The sequence below is a fragment of the Vibrio sp. HA2012 genome, assembly GCF_002812955.1.
In the GTDB taxonomy this organism is placed as follows: domain Bacteria; phylum Pseudomonadota; class Gammaproteobacteria; order Enterobacterales; family Vibrionaceae; genus Vibrio.
Window position 1 is genome coordinate 693,147 of the sequence record NZ_PFXK01000001.1, and the last position, 18,894, is coordinate 712,040.

16 protein-coding genes are annotated in these 18,894 nt (G+C 44.5%); 4 read left to right on the forward strand and 12 right to left on the reverse strand.

From position 1 onward, the window contains the following. Window positions 1-15 precede the first annotated feature (15 nt). The 4 genes from lpoB to hinT are packed head-to-tail and all read right to left on the reverse strand — an operon-like array spanning window position 16 to window position 2,793. Window positions 16-606, reverse strand: a complete 591-nt coding sequence (gene lpoB / locus CSW98_RS03115) for a penicillin-binding protein activator LpoB (protein ID WP_100798974.1) — start codon at window positions 604-606, stop codon at window positions 16-18. Window positions 607-621: 15 nt separating this feature from the next. After that, the gene (locus tag CSW98_RS03120; protein ID WP_100798975.1) at window positions 622-1,026 is read right to left on the reverse strand and encodes a YcfL family putative periplasmic lipoprotein; all 405 of its coding nucleotides are present in this window, start codon (window positions 1,024-1,026) and stop codon (window positions 622-624) included. Further along, window positions 1,027-2,436, reverse strand: a complete 1,410-nt coding sequence (locus tag CSW98_RS03125; protein ID WP_100798976.1) for a COG3014 family protein — start codon at window positions 2,434-2,436, stop codon at window positions 1,027-1,029. Between the two features lie 6 nt (window positions 2,437-2,442). Further along, window positions 2,443-2,793, reverse strand: coding sequence for a purine nucleoside phosphoramidase (gene hinT / locus CSW98_RS03130; protein ID WP_100798977.1), 351 nt, complete (start codon window positions 2,791-2,793; stop codon window positions 2,443-2,445). Between the two features lie 246 nt (window positions 2,794-3,039). Here hinT and CSW98_RS03135 point away from each other — a divergent pair, with 246 nt between their 5' ends. Both CSW98_RS03135 and udp read left to right on the forward strand, forming a co-directional pair. Then, window positions 3,040-4,212, forward strand: a complete 1,173-nt coding sequence (locus CSW98_RS03135) for a DUF1887 family protein (RefSeq protein WP_100798978.1) — start codon at window positions 3,040-3,042, stop codon at window positions 4,210-4,212. A gap of 151 nt (window positions 4,213-4,363) precedes the next feature. Further along, entirely contained in the window at window positions 4,364-5,122 is a 759-nt protein-coding gene (udp, locus tag CSW98_RS03140; RefSeq protein ID WP_100798979.1) for a uridine phosphorylase, read from the forward strand. Between the two features lie 77 nt (window positions 5,123-5,199). On the opposite strand, the gene CSW98_RS03145 is transcribed toward udp, so the two are convergent. From CSW98_RS03145 to CSW98_RS03165, 5 genes are all read right to left on the reverse strand, one after another. Then, window positions 5,200-5,673 carry a response regulator gene (locus CSW98_RS03145; RefSeq protein WP_100798980.1) on the reverse strand — a complete coding sequence of 158 codons (474 nt, stop codon included), beginning with the start codon at window positions 5,671-5,673 and terminating at the stop codon, window positions 5,200-5,202. Window positions 5,674-5,820: 147 nt separating this feature from the next. Continuing rightward, window positions 5,821-7,239, reverse strand: a complete 1,419-nt coding sequence (locus CSW98_RS03150; protein WP_100798981.1) for an SLC13 family permease — start codon at window positions 7,237-7,239, stop codon at window positions 5,821-5,823. A 275-nt stretch (window positions 7,240-7,514) separates the two neighbouring features. Next, window positions 7,515-7,931: a CBS domain-containing protein gene (locus tag CSW98_RS03155; protein WP_100798982.1), complete on the reverse strand. Its 417-nt coding sequence runs from the start codon at window positions 7,929-7,931 to the stop codon at window positions 7,515-7,517. A 131-nt stretch (window positions 7,932-8,062) separates the two neighbouring features. Further along, on the reverse strand, window positions 8,063-8,308 hold the full coding sequence (locus tag CSW98_RS03160) for an HP1242/YdcH family protein (RefSeq protein ID WP_157810318.1): 246 nt from the start codon (window positions 8,306-8,308) through the stop codon (window positions 8,063-8,065). Window positions 8,309-8,772: 464 nt separating this feature from the next. After that, window positions 8,773-9,801: an acyltransferase gene (locus tag CSW98_RS03165; RefSeq protein WP_100798984.1), complete on the reverse strand. Its 1,029-nt coding sequence runs from the start codon at window positions 9,799-9,801 to the stop codon at window positions 8,773-8,775. Between the two features lie 324 nt (window positions 9,802-10,125). Between CSW98_RS03165 and CSW98_RS03170 the strand changes: the two genes are divergently transcribed. Together CSW98_RS03170 and CSW98_RS03175 are read left to right on the forward strand one after the other, a co-directional pair. After that, window positions 10,126-12,726, forward strand: coding sequence for a glycoside hydrolase family 3 protein (locus CSW98_RS03170; RefSeq protein ID WP_100798985.1), 2,601 nt, complete (start codon window positions 10,126-10,128; stop codon window positions 12,724-12,726). Between the two features lie 141 nt (window positions 12,727-12,867). Next, complete coding sequence (locus CSW98_RS03175; protein WP_100798986.1) at window positions 12,868-13,857, forward strand: SLAC1 anion channel family protein; 990 nt, start codon at window positions 12,868-12,870, stop codon at window positions 13,855-13,857. Between the two features lie 80 nt (window positions 13,858-13,937). Here the strand turns inward: CSW98_RS03175 and CSW98_RS03180 are convergent, their stop codons facing one another. The 3 genes from CSW98_RS03180 to CSW98_RS03190 all read right to left on the reverse strand — a co-directional run bounded on the left by CSW98_RS03180 (window position 13,938) and on the right by CSW98_RS03190 (window position 18,762). Then, complete coding sequence (locus CSW98_RS03180; protein ID WP_100798987.1) at window positions 13,938-15,059, reverse strand: YibE/F family protein; 1,122 nt, start codon at window positions 15,057-15,059, stop codon at window positions 13,938-13,940. Between the two features lie 119 nt (window positions 15,060-15,178). Next, a complete protein-coding gene (locus CSW98_RS03185; RefSeq protein ID WP_100798988.1) occupies window positions 15,179-16,558 on the reverse strand; it encodes an alkaline phosphatase in 1,380 nt (459 codons plus the stop codon). Between the two features lie 209 nt (window positions 16,559-16,767). Further along, complete coding sequence (locus CSW98_RS03190) at window positions 16,768-18,762, reverse strand: putative bifunctional diguanylate cyclase/phosphodiesterase (RefSeq protein ID WP_100798989.1); 1,995 nt, start codon at window positions 18,760-18,762, stop codon at window positions 16,768-16,770. Between the last annotated feature and the right edge of the window lie 132 nt (window positions 18,763-18,894).

The window sequence follows — 18,894 nt, forward strand, 5'->3', positions numbered from 1 at the left end:
GCCACCAGAATATCCTCAGAAGCCAAGCAGACTCTTTGATTCCTGCTTACGAATTTCTGTTTCATCCGCCCATTCGATGATTCCGCTCTGCAGGTCCATCAGACGCATGGTCATTTTATAGTAGACATCTTTATCACTGCCGGACTGTTTTACAATACTGGCCAGATTACCATACAGCATATACTCAGCTCCGACCATCCGGCCAAACTGAATGGCACTACTGCTGTTAACCAATTCATCATTATTCTGAAAGTTCAACTGCTTACGCACCGATTCTACTCTGTCCATATCCACAAAACGGAACTTGCCTGAGTTCAGCATCTTCGTACTGACTGAATCGGTAATTGACTCAGTATCAATATGTTCACTGGTTTTATTTTTAATACGCTCCACAAAGACTATCGGTCTCTTATCGTGTGTAATTGCACCGACGGCACCGGACATCAGCATACTGTCGACCATCTCTGCCGCAATCGTCTGTAGATCACTGGAACCAAAATCAATGGTTGTCGTTTCAATTTCCTGCGCATCGCCATAAGTAACCCGATTCGAACATCCGCCCAGCATCAAAGCCAGACCAATCAAAATAAGCATACTATTTTTCATTACAATTCCTTCCATCTATTCGTCTATCTGACGGATTTGCACCCGAAACTGTGTGCCTCTCGGGTTAACGGATACTTCAGAAACCGAAATTACGTCATAACCGTGAACAACGGCACCTTTCCACGCAGCCTGTTTTGAATTGACTTCCAGTCCGTCATCGTCATACCAGTAAAAACGATACTGTATATGTTGGTCACTGCCATATTGACTGCTTAAAGTCACAATACCCCGGGAGTGCCCCTCAGACTCGATAATGGCAATATCCCCCACTTCCAGACGGTTGCCCAAAACCCTGTCAGCAAATACGACTTTTTGTGTCTGGCTGTCAACCCGCAGACCCGCCGTTATGCTTGTACAGCCAGCCATAAAAAATACAGCAGATAAGCAACAGGCCAGACTTTTTTTCAGAATTATATCCATTTACAAACCTCCCAGCTGTTTGTGCCAGACAGTACAATGACTTCCCTGACGCGAAAGCCAGACAAATACGGTTTCTCCGGCCTTTATCTTTACATTGTAGCTCCGGTTTTCCGCAGTGAAACCACCAAGCTCAAGTGAATACTCTCCGGGTAAGAGGTAATGACTGGAACTGTACACCTTTGCCGGAAGCGTCTGCCAGCTACGGGTATCCGGCTGCTCTGTCAACATGTTCCAGACATTCAACAATACATTACCTGTGCTATCACTTTCCTGAGCAGCTCCTCGCCGCAGCTGTTCTTTAGCGATAACCCGCAACACCAGTCTTGTCACCATCATAGGAATTCGTTCCGTCAAATCTTGCTGTGCCATCAGATTGACATCAGTAAGCAGCGATTGTGTCAGGGCTGTGCCATTTAAGCGCAACAATGGAAACTTTTCCTCGGCACGGAACGGATAATACGGCAATGACAGTGAATGCAGCGCAACACCACCACCGGAAAAAAACGGCAATGAAAGCGTCCACCCCTGACGGGTAGCCACAATACTTTGCTCATCCAGCACGATAATCTGGCCTTTCTTATCGTTTTCTGCATGTTGATGACCATAGCGCAGATACAAGCGTGCCAGATCGTCTCCCACATCCAGCTTTTCTGCAACGCGGATTGTACCCTGAATAACTTGCCGGTTATCCGGTACAACTGCCAGAGCCCTCCGATAATCGACATAAGCACTATTCAGTTCACCGGCCGCCTCATACAAAAGTGCCGACAGATACAGAAGATAACCACTTTGTACTGCCTGAAGAGATTGTCCCGCATCGGGATATTGTGCCAGTACCGCCCCCAGATTCGGGCTGATACCACGTTTTTTTAATGCAGATTCAGCCTGACTAAGCTGTTCTTCACGTTTTTTTCTGGCCTGCTCCTGAACCTGATTGGCTTTTTTTATTTCAACCAAAGCACCTTCCAGATCATTGCCTTTCAGATAGCTGAGAGCAAGGTAAAGATGCAGAAAACCCAACTCATAATCACCTGGAGTATAGGAAGTCAGATTATCGTTGATGGCCAGCGCTCCGATATCGGTTGCCGTTTCACTTATGGATATTACAGCCAGCTCCTGCTGCTCCCGGACAGCCCGTTCGCTTTGCTCCAGATATTCCCGGCTGCGAGCATCATGAGCATTAAGAAAACTAACCCGCCCTTTTTCCATATTAGCCAGAATATCACCGCCGACAGCATCCGGCAGGAATGCTTCGGCCCCCGGGTAATCCCCCGCTCGCACAGACTGATAAAGAGCCTTATTTTGCAACGAATAATGACTGAAAAGATTCCCTGCCGTAAAAGATGAACAGGCAGTAATCAGGCAGGAAAAAAACAGAAAAGGGAACCGGCTCCCTTTTCCGACAATCATTCCGTGTTAGTCCAGCAGAAGGGGACCAAGTGGCCGTCCACCAAGAAGATGCATATGAATATGGTATACTTCCTGACCACCATGCGCATTACAGTTCATGATCAGACGATATCCGTCTTCATCAATACCTTCTTCTTTGGCCAGTTTTTTAGCTACTGTAAACATGCGCCCCAGCATAAGTTCATCTTCTTCTCCGATATCATTCAGAGTCGGAATGAACTTGTTCGGAATAATAAGAACATGGCTTGGAGCTCTCGGACTGATGTCTCTGAATGCCGTAACCAGATCATCCTGATACACGATATCTGCCGGGATCTCTTTACGAATAATTTTGCTGAATATAGTTTCTTCGGCCATTGAAAACTCCGTTGTTTTTGATTTTTTTCAGTATGCGTGATGACTTAGTAAAGCTCAATATAAATGCCCGGTTAAGCAACATTTTTTATATTACATAACATTTACATTCAAAAGTCTTGCTTATGTAGACAATTCACCCTTGATTTTTATATGGTTAGTACCATATCTATTATGTGGTCGGCTTCTCGTTTTATTCTACCTTTTTGCCTGCCATCTTATTTTCATAATAATAATTGAGGAAATGATATGGCTATTCATGTAGGCATCATTGATCAAGACCCGATTCGGTTGGTAACTCCCTTGCTGGATAAACGAGTGCTGTGTAAGCACATTGTGTTTATTGGTGATCAGACACAACAGACAATGTATCTGCGCCTTAAATCCGTTCTGGATCAGCATAAGATTACAACCGAGTTTTACGAAATTCCCTCAGCCATTGATACCTCTCTGATAAAAAAATCCATTCAGGCGCTCGGGGAAGACCTTATGGCCCGGGGCAGAGCAATAAAACTGAACGCCAGTTGTGGTGTCCGTCACCGCCTTCTGACTGTCTATGAAATGTTTCGCAAATATTGCTGGGAAATTTTTGTCGTCGAACCGAACAGTGACAAAATCTGCTGGCTTTATCCGGAGGAGCTTCCGGACATTCAGGTTGATGACAGAATTACCATTTCGGATTATCTCACCATCTTCGGAGCCAGAGCTGAATTTAACGCGCCGGATATTCCGGAACAACTGGATCAAAAACTGTATCAGATCGGACAAAAATGGGCTGGTAATGCACTGGAACTGGGACCTGGGCTGGCAACCCTGAACTATCTGGCCACTACGTGCCGTAAAGAACAGAAGCTGGATGTCGAGCTGACAGAAAAGCAACAGGGCTACCGGGAATTGAATATGCTGCTTTCCGATCTGGCAGAAGCCGGACTGGCAACATATCAGAACGGGACTCTTACCTTCTACAGTGAAGATACCCGCCGCTTCTCCAACGGAGAGTGGCTGGAAACCCTAGTACACAGTACAGTAAAACAGATACAGGATCAGTTGCCCACCATTCAGGATCGATCACTAAACGTACAGGTTTACCGTCAGCTCGGAGACAAAGAAGTTCGCAATGAGCTGGATGTCGCCACTGTGGTAAATAACAAGCTGCATATTATTGAGTGTAAGACAAAAGGTATGCGGGATGACGGGGATGATACCCTGTACAAACTAGAATCCCTGCGGGATCTTTTAGGAGGCATTCAGGCCAGAGCCATGCTGGTCAGTTTTCGTCCTCTGCGGCATAATGATATTACCCGAGCGGAGGATCTCGGTCTGGCACTTATCGGTCCGGACGAGCTGAAAGATCTAAAACTTCACCTGACCACCTGGTTTACTGAAGCTGGCGGATATGAAGATTTGCAGCGCAAAATGTGATGCAAACCGTTTTTATGTGTAACGCAAACATATATTACACGACAAGCAGTGACACAGATCACTCCTTGTTGTGTCATTCTCCGCTAGAGTTAGTTTTTGTATTCTACCGACCAACGATTTATCCAATGATAAATCTGAACAGGAGCTAACTATGTCTCAAGCTGTTTTTCACCTTGGCATCACAACAGAAGAACTTAAAGGTGCCACTCTCGCGATCATTCCCGGAGACCCTGCGCGGGTACAGAAAATTGCCGAAGAGATGGAAAATCCCGAATTTCTTGCCAGCCATAGAGAATACACCCTTTACCGGGCTACTCTGGACGGAAAACCAGTCGTGGTCTGCTCTACCGGGATTGGTGGCCCTTCCACCTCTATTGCCGTAGAAGAACTTGCACAGTTGGGTGTGCGTACCTTTCTCCGCGTAGGAACAACTGGAGCTATCCAACCTGATGTCCATGTCGGAGACATGATAGTCACAACCGCCTCAGTCCGACTGGATGGTGCCAGCCTCCATTTTGCTCCAATGGAATTTCCTGCCGTAGCTGATTTTGATGTGGCAACAGCAATGAAAGCTGCCGTAGAAGAAAGTGGAGCCAAAGTTCACATGGGCATAACCGCTTCCAGTGATACTTTTTATCCGGGTCAGGAACGCTATGACACATTCTCAGGACGGGTTGTAAGGCGTTTCAAAGGTTCAATGAAAGAGTGGCAGGACATGGGAGTTCTGAACTTTGAAATGGAATCCGCCACACTACTGACCATGTGTGCCAGCTCCGGCCTGAGAGCCGGTTGTGTTGCTGGCGTTATCATCAATCGGACACACAAAGAAATCCCTGACCATTCCACACTAAAAGAAGCAGAAACCCGTTCTATCAAAGTCGTGGTTGAAGCAGCCCGAAAACTGCTGTAATTCCGGACAGAAAGTCACTAAAGCAGAATAACGCCCTGATATTACATCAGGGCGTTATTTTAAAGAACCAACCAATATCAGCGCAGACGCCGGAGGAGAACATTCTGGTCTAATTCCTCCTGAACCTTCGAATAGTCCAGTCCCCGGTCAAAAATATATTCCGTCACTAATGTCTGAACCCGACTCAGAAGTTCCTCTGCATTCCACGGCTTCTCAAAATAACTTTCAATCCGGGCCTGATTAATCGCTGTAATTGTATCGCTATGAGTCGCCTGACCGGTCAGCAGAATTTTCTTCGTATCCATAAAACGTGAATCCATAGATATTTCCGTCAATAGCTCAACCCCGGTTTTACCCGGCATCACATGGTCGGAAATAACGACTGCAATAAACTCGCCTTCAGCATCCAGTTCATCCATCAATTCCAGTGCTTCATCGGCAGATTCACAATCCTCAATATTAAGCCAGCCACTTAATGGCTCCATATCCTGCAATACTGCACTCAGCACTTCCCGTTGATCGTCAACACAGATCAGATTTAATTTATCCATACTCGTCCTCGACTGGCTGTTCAAGCCTAGACATTGCATCCCCCATATTACTTGCTAACGTAATACGTCCTTGGTTCCCATTTGACATCAATTTTCACTGCATACTTTTCTATATACCCGAATGATCTCAAGATACCTGAGTATAAATCACCCGATAAAGCCCACCATCTTCAGCAGCCACACCAGCACAAAACTGCCCAGCACCCCCACGACACCCAGCAAGGCTCCCACTTTAGCCATCTGACTGCTCTGTACATTTCCGGTTGCATGTGCCAAAGCATTAGGCGGAGTACTAATGGGTAAAGACATCCCCAGCGATGCGGCAAAAGTAACAACCAGAATTAATGTCATTTCCCCACCCAGCGGAGCCAGTGAGGTCATTGATGCCCCCAGAGCCGCCATAATCGGCATCAACAGGTTTGCAGTCGCCGTATGTGACATAAAATTAGCCATAAGCAGACAAAGGAAAGCCGCTCCGAATAGCACAACATAAGGAGAGTAAGCATCAAAAGGAATGCTGTGTACCATTAGTTTTGCCAGACCGGTTTTATCCAGAGCGTAACCCAGTGCAATACCGCCGGAAACCAGCCAGAGCACATCCCAGGAAATTTTCTTCAGATCTTCTTTGTTAATAATGCCGGTGACAGAAAATACGGCGACCGGGATCATTGCAACAGTGTAAGAGTTCATACCATGCACTGAACCCATCAGCCACAATATAATCGTCAGTCCAAACGTAATATATACAGTGATGGCCTTCGGCGTTTTCAGGAACTTGCCTTTGATATTGAGTTCCATCTTTTCCTGTTCCGCCGTATACAGGTAATTGATCAGAAACCAGGCTAATGCCATCATGATGACAACAAACGGAACACCAAAACCCATCCACTCACCGAAAGTAATGTGAAAATCACCGACCAGATATTTTAGTGCAATCGCATTCGGAGGCGTCCCTATTGGTGTGCCAATTCCCCCGATATTAGCGGCAACCGGAATGCAGAGAGCAAAGGCAACCCGTCCGGGATCTTTGGGTCCAAACAAAGCAATCACAGGCGTCAGTATGGAGAGCATCATCGCTGTTGTAGCCGTATTCGACATAAACATAGAGAAGATCCCGGTGATCAACATCAGCCCCAGCATAACGAACTTAGGATTACTGCCAAATGGCTTCAGCAAGACACGCGCCAGATTAACATCCAGCCGATATTTAGTTGCCGCCATAGCAAGAAAAAAACCACCAAGAAATAACATGATAATAGGACTGGCAAAGGTTGCCATAACTTCATTATATTGAAGCAATGCACCAAAATGCGGCTGTCCTTCGGAAAAACGGAAAAAAACCAGCCCCTTATTTGAAAGCAAAAGCAACTCCAGCACAATAATCACTACTGATGTTGCATAGATAGGAATCGGCTCGAAAACCCAGCAAAGTGCTGCCAACAGAAAAATGGCGATCAGTCGTTGCTGAATAATCGTTATTCCTTCAAATGGAAAAGCCGAAAGAGGCAATATAAGGATAAAACATGGGATCACTAACGGAATTAGGTACTTAAGGTACTGACGCATAATGATTCAAAGCTTCCAGATAATAGTTTTAATAAAACCGGGTAATGCAGTACCGGTTCACATGGAAACATTATGTTGCTATTTAGTTACTTTTTTTGGTCTCAGATCAAATTTCAATCATCTGATGAATAGAAAAAGACTTTTATATGAGCCCTATCACTTGGTAATCAGATTCACTCTGTCTCTGACGTCGTATTCTTCACAAAAATATGCCACGAACCTCATATAGATAAAAGGCGTCATAGACGTCTTTTATCTGCCTACAGATATCTGCCTCATACCGGATGTTTAAAACAAGTCTGTATATTTTTCTCGATCGCCTGCAAAACATCACGCCGGGTAATAATGCCAAGTAATTTCCCCTCTTCAATAACAGGATAGACCTTAGGTTTACCTACCTTCATCATCTCAGCCAACTCAATAATTCCCAGTTCAGGAGAAACCGAAAGTACTTCTTTGTGCATACAGTCTCCCACAAGATATGTGTCCTGGCAGTCGTAGCTCACTTTAATCAACTTTTCCAGCAGATCCTGTTCAGAGATAAAACCGACCACTGCGCCTTTTGTGTCCAGCACCGGACCACCCAGATGTTCAGAATTGATCACTTTTTCCAGCGCCGCAGTCAGCGACATTTCCGGAGTAAACGTCACGGGTTGTCGCACCATATAATCTCTTACTTTTATTGGATTCATACAGATATCCTTCTACTCTGCGTCATTTATATTTATACCGAAATAACTTAAAGATGCTTCTGTATAAGTGTTGCTCAAATTCAGGGTTTTACTAAATAATACGTCGATTTTATTTGGTAAAACCCAGATAGCTATTTACTGCCAAACTGAAGCAGCCGCTGATACAGCCAGTCTTTCATTTCAGCTCTTTTTGCTTTGAGAGACATAAATTCAATGTCAGAGGTAGGAATTCCATTTTGTTCCAAATTATATAATTCCCTATCCAGTTGATTATACTCATCATTCCTACTACGAAACTGTTCATCACAGCCCATGCACTGACGTACGGTTTCAGCCAGCTCAGGAAAATCTTTATCCAGACTATGGTGCTCTATCATTGGTCTTCTCCTATAACAGGGGTTAATCATTCAGCTAAAGCTTAGTACAGGATAACCAGTCTCTGTTTTCTGAATGGCTATCAACTCATGTCAACCTCACAGTTTCGCTAATTGTTCATAAAACAGACGCATCAGGAAGAAAAATCCCTCTTGTCTCAGGATAGAAACAAATATGAATTTTCTATTAATTCGTGCTTCCGCTCACTTTACAAATGAAAAGCAGTTGTTAGGATGAACTAATAACGTGACAGAACAATTGTTTTTAAGTTATATCAAATAGAACCAAAAAGAGCATTAATATGGTTAGAAAAATCAGAAAAGCGCAGCTGCAACGCTGCCGGAATCAGTTCTGGAAGGACTATAACAAAGAAGTGACTGCCAGAAAGAAATAGAAAATCGATAGAAAAAGTAAAAAGGAATCAGGGCTGTAATTGATACAGCCCTTTTAGTATCTGATTTATCGCTCAACGCAACAAAATACCCCTTAGTGGCGTTTTCTCCACACCCCACATAAGCAGCATAGTGCCGAAAACTGTCCCGGAGATCAAAACCAGATCACGAACATAGGTTTCCAGACCAAACATACCAACAAGATTATAAAAGACAATAGCAACAGGTAAATGAGCCACATAAATACCCAATACCCTTCCCCCCAGCTTATAGATAAGCGGATGATCGCCCCAGTGAGGTTTCTGCAGTAACATCATAAATACACCAATCCCCCACAATGGCGTTCCGGCCAGAAAATCGTGCACATTAAACAGCACCTCATGCCCAGCCAGCCAGGTAGCTTCCGAAAAATGGATCAGTAGCCCCAGCGTTGCCATTCCCAATGCAGTGTTAAAAGAACAGGTAATGCCTCTTCGACGAATTTCAAACCCAATCCAGACCATCAGGGTACTAAAAAATGGTCCATTACGAGTAAAGAACGGCGTCCAGATTTCGGTCAGCGATCCATAACTTCCCCCCAGCAATCCGTACACATACAAGATGACCGCCACAAAAGGGAAAAATACCGTAATATTAAAAGCGATAAACACAGCAAGAAGAGCAACGGCACAGATTAATCCGGGAATAAACCACAGATGTACAAGTCCGCCTTCCAAAAAACTGTTCAGCGGATTCTGCAGTAACCACCCCCAGTAGCCAGAGCGATCGGCCATATACCCGTCCGTCATCAGCACCTGCCAGTTGAACGGCATAAGAAGACTGATAATACTCCAAACGATCCAGAGCTTAATCAATGGCAGACTGTAATCTTTGAATGTCCGAAAAGGATCCTGCGTCAACTTAGGCTGAAGCAAAAAACCGGACAAAATGAAGAAAAACGGTACCGCAAACCTTGCTAACTGGTTAATAACATAACCCACCCATGGTGCTCCATTAATCATAGGAGCATGTGTAAGCACCTGATTATGTAAAAGAATAATTGCAAACATTGCAATAAGTCGTCCCAGTTCCATACTGGCGATTTTTTGAGAGTGACCCGACATCACTACTGTCTCCCCTGAAAAAAATAGCATTGTCCATAAGCATAAAGTTCACAGGGTTAAGGTCAACGGCAGATAGGGTGAAGAATTTCTAATTTGAGAGCCAGCTCCGTATCAAATTGTAACCGGTACCCAAAACCTGTTACACAGAGGTTACAGGTGATCTTCTGTAATAAAAAAAGAATAAAAACAGACTGTTCTAAGAAAAAAAGAAATAAGATCATTTTCAAATTATTCGCCTGCCTCTGTCTTTTTAACGTCAATTAGTCTCTATACTCTATGATCAGAAATCGATATCAGTATTGACTAAAAATTCTGAGGGATACCATGACGACAGACAACACACACATACCCTACTTCTCCGAATGGCCAAAAATTAATTCCGCCATTCCCTCCGATCCCACGATTGAAAAAAGAATAGCCCGGATCGTCAGTCTGATGACCATAAAAGAGAAAGTAGGACAAATGATTCAGCCTAACCTGCGTGATGTAACACCTCAGGAGCTCAGAGAATACAAACTGGGTTCCATCCTGAACGGAGGCGGAACCTGGCCGAATGAAAATAAACATGCCGGAGCCCGGGAATGGGCAGAAAAAGCAGATGAATTCTGGTACGCAACCGAACAGGCATTTGAGCACAGACCTTTTCGGATCCCGTTTATCTGGGCAACCGATGCTGTTCACGGCCACAATAACGTATTTGGTGCCACTATATTTCCCCACAATATCGGCTTAGGGGCTGCGCGGGATCCGGAATTGATTCGGCGCATCGGTGAAGTTACGGCGCGGGAAGTTTGTGCAACCGGACTGGACTGGACTTTTGCACCAACAGTCGCGACACCGAGAAATCTTCGCTGGGGACGAACCTATGAAGGATATTCAGAGGATCCGGAAATTACTTACTTGTATGCTTCCGCTATGGTAGAAGGACTACAGGGAGATGCAGCAACACTAAAATCCGATCAAAAAGTTATCTCCAATGTAAAACACTGGGTTGGTGACGGTGGCACCGGACAAGGTACCGACAGAGGAAATAATACATACAGTGAGGATCTGCTGCGAAACATTCATGCCATGGGATATTTTAGTGGCCTAACCGCCGGAGCGCAGGTGGTTATGTCCTCTTTTAACCGCTGGGAAAACCCGTCTAATTATGATCACAGTCCGGAATATGGGACAACGGTTTATAACGAAAAGCTCCACGGTAGTCGCTACCTGTTGAACGATGTTCTGAAACAACAAATGGGCTTTGATGGTGTTGTAGTAACCGACTGGCACGGACATTCAGAAGTCAGCAAATGCAGCGATGGTAATGCGACCTATGCTATCAATGCCGGTAATGATATTTTAATGGTACCCGTTCGTCAGCACTGGAAAGCCGTCTACGAGCAAACCCTCCGGGATATTGAAAACGGACATATCTCAATAGCGCGTATTGATGATGCCGTTACCCGTATTCTGCGTATAAAAATGCGGGCTGGACTCTGGGATAAACCCACACCGTCCAAACGTCTTCTCGGAGGAAACAACGCGATTGTCGGTGCAGATAAACACCGAATGATTGCCAGAGAAGCGGTACGAAAATCTCTGGTACTGCTGAAAAATAATCATAACCTTCTGCCTCTGGCCAATACGACAAAAATACTACTGACCGGTAGTGGTGCCGATAATATTCAAAAACAATGTGGCGGCTGGAATCTGACCTGGCAGGGAGACGAAAACACCCGGAAAGATTTCCCCGGTTCATGCACAGTAAAAGATGCCCTGACACAGGAAATTGGCAGCCAGAGGCTACTTTTTGATCCGGAATTAACCTCTGATTTGTCTGTTGCTGCTGATGTAATTGATGTGGCTATTGTCGTATTTGGAGAAGACCCATACGCAGAGATGATGGGTGATATTAAGGAGTGGCAAACGCTTGAATTTTCCGCCCTGAAACGCAGTTACCGCAGAGATGTCGCTAAAATAAACCGTCTTCGGGAAATGGGCATAAAAGTTGTTTCCGTCTTCTTTTCCGGCCGTCCTTTGTTCCTGAATCAGGAAATATCCGCTTCTGACGCTTTTGTTGCTGCTTTTCTTCCGGGCTCAGAAGGCCGGGGGATCACAGATGTGCTGATCGGAGATGAAAATGCGCAGCCGCGTTATGACTTTAACGGCAGACTTTCCTACAGCTGGCCAAACAAAAAAATGTCCGCAGCGGTTAACCGAATCCCGCCACATATTCCCGGATATCAGGTTCCAGACTCGGAGCAAGATCCAAATAGTGAACACGCCCCATTATTCCCCTATGGTTATGGACTCTGCTACCGGACGGCAGAAGCAACCCATATGGATTTAGATCATCTTCCACTGGACTTATCATCGGCTCAGGAAGGAAGTACCATTCTTGAATTATACGGTGTTCGTGCAACTATTGGTGACTATCTGCTTTCCGCCCGAAGTCCCGCCAGAGAAGAAGGCTTTGAAATATCACGTAACAATCCGATACAAACTCCCTGGCTTAAAACCATTCCATACAACTACCAGCTACAGCAGGATGCCGTTGAACTGGAATGCTATGGTGAAGATAGCGTGCTATATCTGCAGACCAGCGACAAAGAAGATGATGATCTTAACTTTTTTGTTGATAATCATGGCGTTATCACATTTTCCGTACAGGTGTTACAGATTCCGGATGGTAAAGTGCTTCTCAGCACCGGTCCTGACTGTATTGTGCAGCAACATATTTCCGATAGTTGCGGAGCGTTCGATATCACCCGGCAACTGCAGGAGGCATCTCCGGGAGAATGGACAGAAATAACCGTCTCATTTGCTGAGCTGGAAAAAGCCGGCGCTGAATGCAGACATACCGATATCCCGTTTGTTTTCCGTATTTCAGGCCGCTTACATATGGTGTTGGGTAATGTCCGGCTAACCACGGTATCCTGATAAAAACGCGAACAAAACAGAAATAAGCCAGCATCATGCTGGCTTAGTACAAAGTTGCCAAAGTTGTTCTACACTTGCATTGTTATATTATAACCCTTAACATAAGCAAATTCTAATATTGTTCCGTTTTCGTGAGGATATATGTCATCAACAAATAACCGTGCAGATCAACATGACAACAACTCTGTCAATGAATCCCGGCTGATTCACTTCCATATTTCATTTTTTGCAACCGTTATGGGATTGAGCGGCCTGACGCTGGCATGGAAAGCTGCCGGACAAAGTATTCTTCCCGGGGCTTATCTTGTGCTGGGCGGCTTTTCTTCTCTGGTAATGCTGATCATCACTGCCATTTACCTGCTAAAAGCTATCCGGTATCCGGATGCCGTTCTGAGTGAAGCCCGTCATCCTATCCGACTAAACTTTTTTCCGGCATTCTCCATCAGCTTACTTCTGTTATCTGTCGTCTGGGAACATTTTACCCCCGTGTCTCAGGGGCTATGGGTCACCGGTTCTGTTATCCAGTTATGCCTGACTATCTATGTGATGAGTAGCTGGATCCACCATACACACTATACTCTGGCTCATGCAAACCCAAGTTGGTTTATACCTGTGGTCGGTAATATCATCGTACCAATCACCGGTTCCCATCTCGGTTATACAGAAATCAGCTGGTTCTTTTTCAGTATCGGTATCGTATTCTGGATCATACTGCTGACGATCGTCATGTATCGTCTGTTTTTCCATGAACCACTACCGGCTCGCTTAACCCCCATGCTGTTTATTCTTCTGGCGCCACCTTCTGTCGGACTTGTGTCTTATACCAGCCTGGTTGGTGAAATTGATATCTTTGCCCGGGTGCTGTACTACATCGCCTTATTTTTAGGTATCCTGCTGTTTTCTAACATCATTCGTTTTATGAAGGTTCCATTCTTTATTTCATCATGGGCCTACTCATTCCCGGTCGCTTCACTGACGATAGCCACCACCAAAATGTCCGGTTTTATACCCGGAACCTTTTTCTCTGTGTTGAAATACCTGCTGCTTGCACTTGTTTCAGTTCTGTTGTTCTGGCTGATCATCAGAACAGCAAATGCCATCGTTAAGAAGCAAATATGCCTTCCTGAATAACTATATAACTGAGTAAGTGACTGAGCCGACTTCTCCCTTTTTATCTATAAAGATATCCTTCGGGGGGAGAAGTCTTCCCACTAAGCCAGCCTACTATCTTCTGTACCACCGGTATGCACTTTTGTTTCTTGTAAAGTTATAGGTGACCGGGAAAGCATCAGGCTGGCTATCCAGGCGGTTGTTGGTGCAACAATAATAAGAGCCATACTGCCAATAAGAGTTCGGCAGATTTCTGACGCAACCAGCTTCATATTCAGGATCTGCATTAAATTGTTTCCCCGCGTAGCAAATAACATTAGCAGTGTCAGAAACCCTCCCGCATATGCTAAAAGCAACGTGGTAGTCATAGTCCCGATAACAGCATTACCAACACGTAACCCCGATTTCAACAAATTGCTACGGCTGATATCTGGACAGTTAAATTTAATCTCTTCCATGGTTGCGGCCATTTCCATCGCCACATCCATGGCAGCCCCACTGGCGCCCACAAGTATGGCGGCATAGAGGATCCCGACCATATCCAGTTGCATCGAGTTTTCAAACCACAATGGCTGAGCCAGTGGCTGAGTCATCCCGTCAAGATGTAACAAGTCACCAACAACCATACATAATAATGTAGTGATAATCAGACCTATCACTGTTCCTGACAGTGCGGCTTTACCTTTATAAGTCCACCCGGCAACAGACAGAATGATCATACTGCTGAGTACCATCACAGTAATGCAAGTGATCAAAATAGGAGAAAGTCCAGCCAATAACCCCGGAATTAAAATACCAAAGATAATGGCTACAGAACCAACAAATGAGAGCAGCGAGTATAATCCCACTTTTCGGGCATATCCCAGCAGACCCGCTGCAAACAGAAGAACCAACCCAATGAGTACCGGTAAGCGAAACAAGGCAACAAGGTGATACCGGTTATCCTGCTCGGCAACCACCACTCTGTCACCAACCTGATAGAATTCATCATATTCAAGCGCGCCAGTCAGCAGATTCTCCATTTTCGCCAGTTGGCCATTGCCCAGCTCAACCGTGATTTTTTGATCACCCAGCCTTGCTGTTCCGACAATCGTAACTCGCTCGTTATTTACCGATATTATCTGACCAATATGGTGTGAAACCGATTTATCTTCTACACCGAAAAATACACTGTAAAGAGCCCCGGCAATCAGTACTGCACAAGCCAGAATCACACCACGCATAATTTTATCCTTCCAAGCAATCCATACCGACAATATCGGTTCAACGTATTCACGACATAGATATAAACAACAAAGGTAAAGGTATACATACCCTTACCTCTGAACAGAAATGTCACAAATTAAAGACCGATTTTTACGTCCATAACTTTAGCCAGTTTTTTTGCAACATCCGTGTTGTCACCAAAACCACCAAATGTAGCTGAATGAACTCCGACAGAAGAGACAGGTAACTGAACGGCAGTATGAGCATATGATGTCCAGTAAACACCGGCACGCTTAGACGTAATATGAGCAACCGACATTGCCACCGGATCATAGCCGCCCCAGATACCATCAAAATCTTTCTTACCAGCGTCAACAAAGTCCATTGCGGATTCAATGGTTGCTTTTTCATCCTCAGTCAAATCATTCAGTGCATATTTTTCTTCAATATGTTGATAGAATGCCGCTCGATCGCCGGTATAGACTTTCTGCAGTTTATCTTCAATAGATTCTCGGAAGTTAACTACACGGTCCAGATTCATAAAATATTGTTTACCCAGACCAAGTCCCATACCACCGGTTTCATGGTCGCCAACAACCACTATCAGTGTCTCTTTCGGATGCTTGTTATAAAAATCCACAGCACTCTTAACTGCATTATCAAAAGCGATAGTGTCACCGATAACACCAGCAATATCGTTCGCATGTGCGGCATGGTCGATACGACCGCCTTCAACCATCAGGAAAAAGCCGTCTTTATCTTTAGAAAGCAGTTCAATACCTTTATCGGTCAGTTGTGCCAATGAAGGGGTTACCTGACGATCCAAATCATACGGAAGATGAGATTTAGTCAGCAGTGCCAGTACATGATCGCCCGATTTTGGCTGATAATTCATAAGTGATTCGGAAGAATCCTTACCAATAAATGTGGTGTAACCCAGCTTTTTAAATTCAGTGACCAAATTTCGATCATCTTTACGCTTTGAACCTTCGCCGGTAATAAAGTTACGGAAACCACCTCCAGCAAGAAAATCAATATTAGCGTTCACATAGTCTTCCGCTATTTCATTTTCTGCATTACGGTTTTTATTTTTGGCAGCAAAAGTGGCCGGCGTTGCGTGGGTAAGCCGTGTTGTAGTAATCAGCCCAGTCGCTTTACCCTGCTTTTGTGCGCCTTCCAGAAGAGTTTCCAGTTTCTGTCCATCAGGAGTCAGTGCAATAACACCATTATCGGTTTTAACACCTGTCGCCAGAGCGGTACCCGCAGCAGCAGAATCCGTTACCAAAGAACTTGCAGATTGCGTAGTAATAATTCCGGTAACGGGCATGGAGTTTATTGTCAGATGATAATTTGTATCCTTCTTCTGTTCCTGAAGATAATATTCGGTGATCTGACGCTGAGCAGAACTCAGCCCGTCACCAATCATATAGAATACATATTTTGGCTCGTCAGCAGCTTGTGCCGCAATACTAACCAGTAGAGATGATGCCAGTAAAATTTTATTTAACTTAAACATGAGATTCCTTGCTCTGTGTAATTTAGAAAGCAGGGAATTTATATTCTTTTAATATGACAAATTTATTTTAGTGATATTGTATCAATCCGTTATTCTGCTATTGTTTGATTAATATCAAACAATATTAATATCCGCCCTCACACAAACATTAATAACAACAGTTTTCATTTTCATAACCCGGTTGTGGTGATTTGTACAAATCGCTAAAATTAAGCTCTGTCGAAGGTCACTATATTTCCGTCTCTACGCTGCATAAAATGCTCCAGAGAATCTGCATCCAGTGGTCCACTTAACAAATAACCTTGTCCTGTCCGGCACCCCATCGACTGTAGCTGCTTCTCCTGCTCTTTAGTCTCAACACCTTCAGCAACGACATTCAGCCCCAGCTCACGCCCGAGAGCCAGTATGTTTTTCAATACAATTGTAGAGATCTCATTCCCGGCGTAATCGGCTACAAAACTACTGTCAATTTTCAACGTATCAAAACGGAAATCCTTCAGATAGGCAACCGACGAATACCCTGTACCAAAATCATCCAGCGCAATACGCACACCAAGCCCTTTCAGATCTGAGAATAACTTCTGAGCACAAGTGTCATTTTCTACTAGTAACGATTCTGTTATTTCCAGCTCGATCAGTGCAGGATCAACCTCTGACTGAGAAATGATCTGCCGGATGTCACTAAAAAAGTTGCATCTCCGGAAACAAACCGGAGAAATATTGATACCAAGGACGCCGAAATTTTTCCCTTTAGCCTGCCACTCTTTCTGTTGTTTCAATGCTTTTTTTATTACCAGTGTATCCAGCCGCTGGATCAATCCACAACTCTCTGCGGTAGGAATAAATTCGTCAGGAAAGATTACCCCATAGTTAGGATGCTTCCAGCGAACCAATGCTTCCACCCCTTTTACTTTTCCACTTTCCAGATCCCACTGTGGTTGAAAATGAAGAATAAACTGATCATATCTGACTGCATCTTTCAGATCCCGCTCCATTTCCATCTGTTTCATTGACTGCTGATGCAGTTCCCGTGAATAGAACTGGAAGTTATTTTTACCCAGAGTCTTCGCATGATACATCGCACTGTCTGCATAACGGATGAGCTCATCGCAGTTAGTGCTGTCATCAGGATAAACAGAAACCCCGATACTGGCAGAAATATCAACAATGACATCTCCCAATTGATAAGATTCTTTAAGGCTGTCAATCAGTGCTTCTGCTACCTTATTCGCAGCTTTCATCGCCAGCCGGGTATTATGCAGATCACTGAGTACCACCATAAATTCATCGCCACTTATTCTGGCTGCCGTATCAGACTCCCTGATGCACTGACAAATCCTGTTTGCAACAGTCTGCAGCAATAAGTCTCCTTTATGATGCCCGTAATTATCATTCACTGATTTAAAATGGTCTAAATCGATAAACAGAACGGCAACCGACTGATCGGTTCGCATCGCATGAATAACAACCTGCTCCAGACGATCCATAAAAAGTATCCGGTTAGGAAGTCCGGTAAGAACATCATAGTGAGCCCGCTTTTGCAGTTCTCTGTTTTTTTCCTCAATAGAATACTTAGCAAGGTTCAGGGAAGTAACCAGATGTGTCCGGCTTTTTTCTCTCCGAAATAAGAAATGGCTGACAAACAGAGCCAACAGAACAATACCTGAGATAAGACTTATCTTAGCGTAACGATACTGCTCCGATTCAGCCACAAACCGGTTTCTCAGATTGGTTTCCAGCATATCTGCTTTTTGCATCAGTACGTGAAAAGACTGGTCAAACTCTTTATCCGCCGTTGAACCCGGCTTAGAGCGACGTTGTTGCTCATAGCGAGTGGTTGCTTGCTTTTTTAATATCTGCAGTAGTTCCCGGATATCCTTTGCAGACTGCTTCATCTGTTCGTTCTTTAGCGGATAAAAAGTCCCGTCCTCATTTTCACCGCCATACAACAAAGCCAGACAGTACCAGTCTGCCCGGGTAAGAGCCTGCCATACATTTTCCACCGATTCGGAACTGTCGCCACTGACAATTTCTTCAACCCACAGATGCGCCAGTGTCGTGTTGAACTTCACTTTTTCAATCGCATGCAGCATTGGCGGCTGTTCTGTCAGCAACCGATTCCCCTGATAAAACAAAGTCACCATTACCACGGTCAGTAGCAACGTAATAATTACAGAAACAATATAAAGTCGCCGGGCTGCCAACTACTTATCCTCTCGCATGGCGGATCTCTCTCTGATAGTTAGAGTATAGTTTTTTTTTAAATAGATGCTGAGGCTTAATTTTAGCCACTTTTTTAGTATAAAGTGTAAGAATTTGGTCAAATAATGGATAAG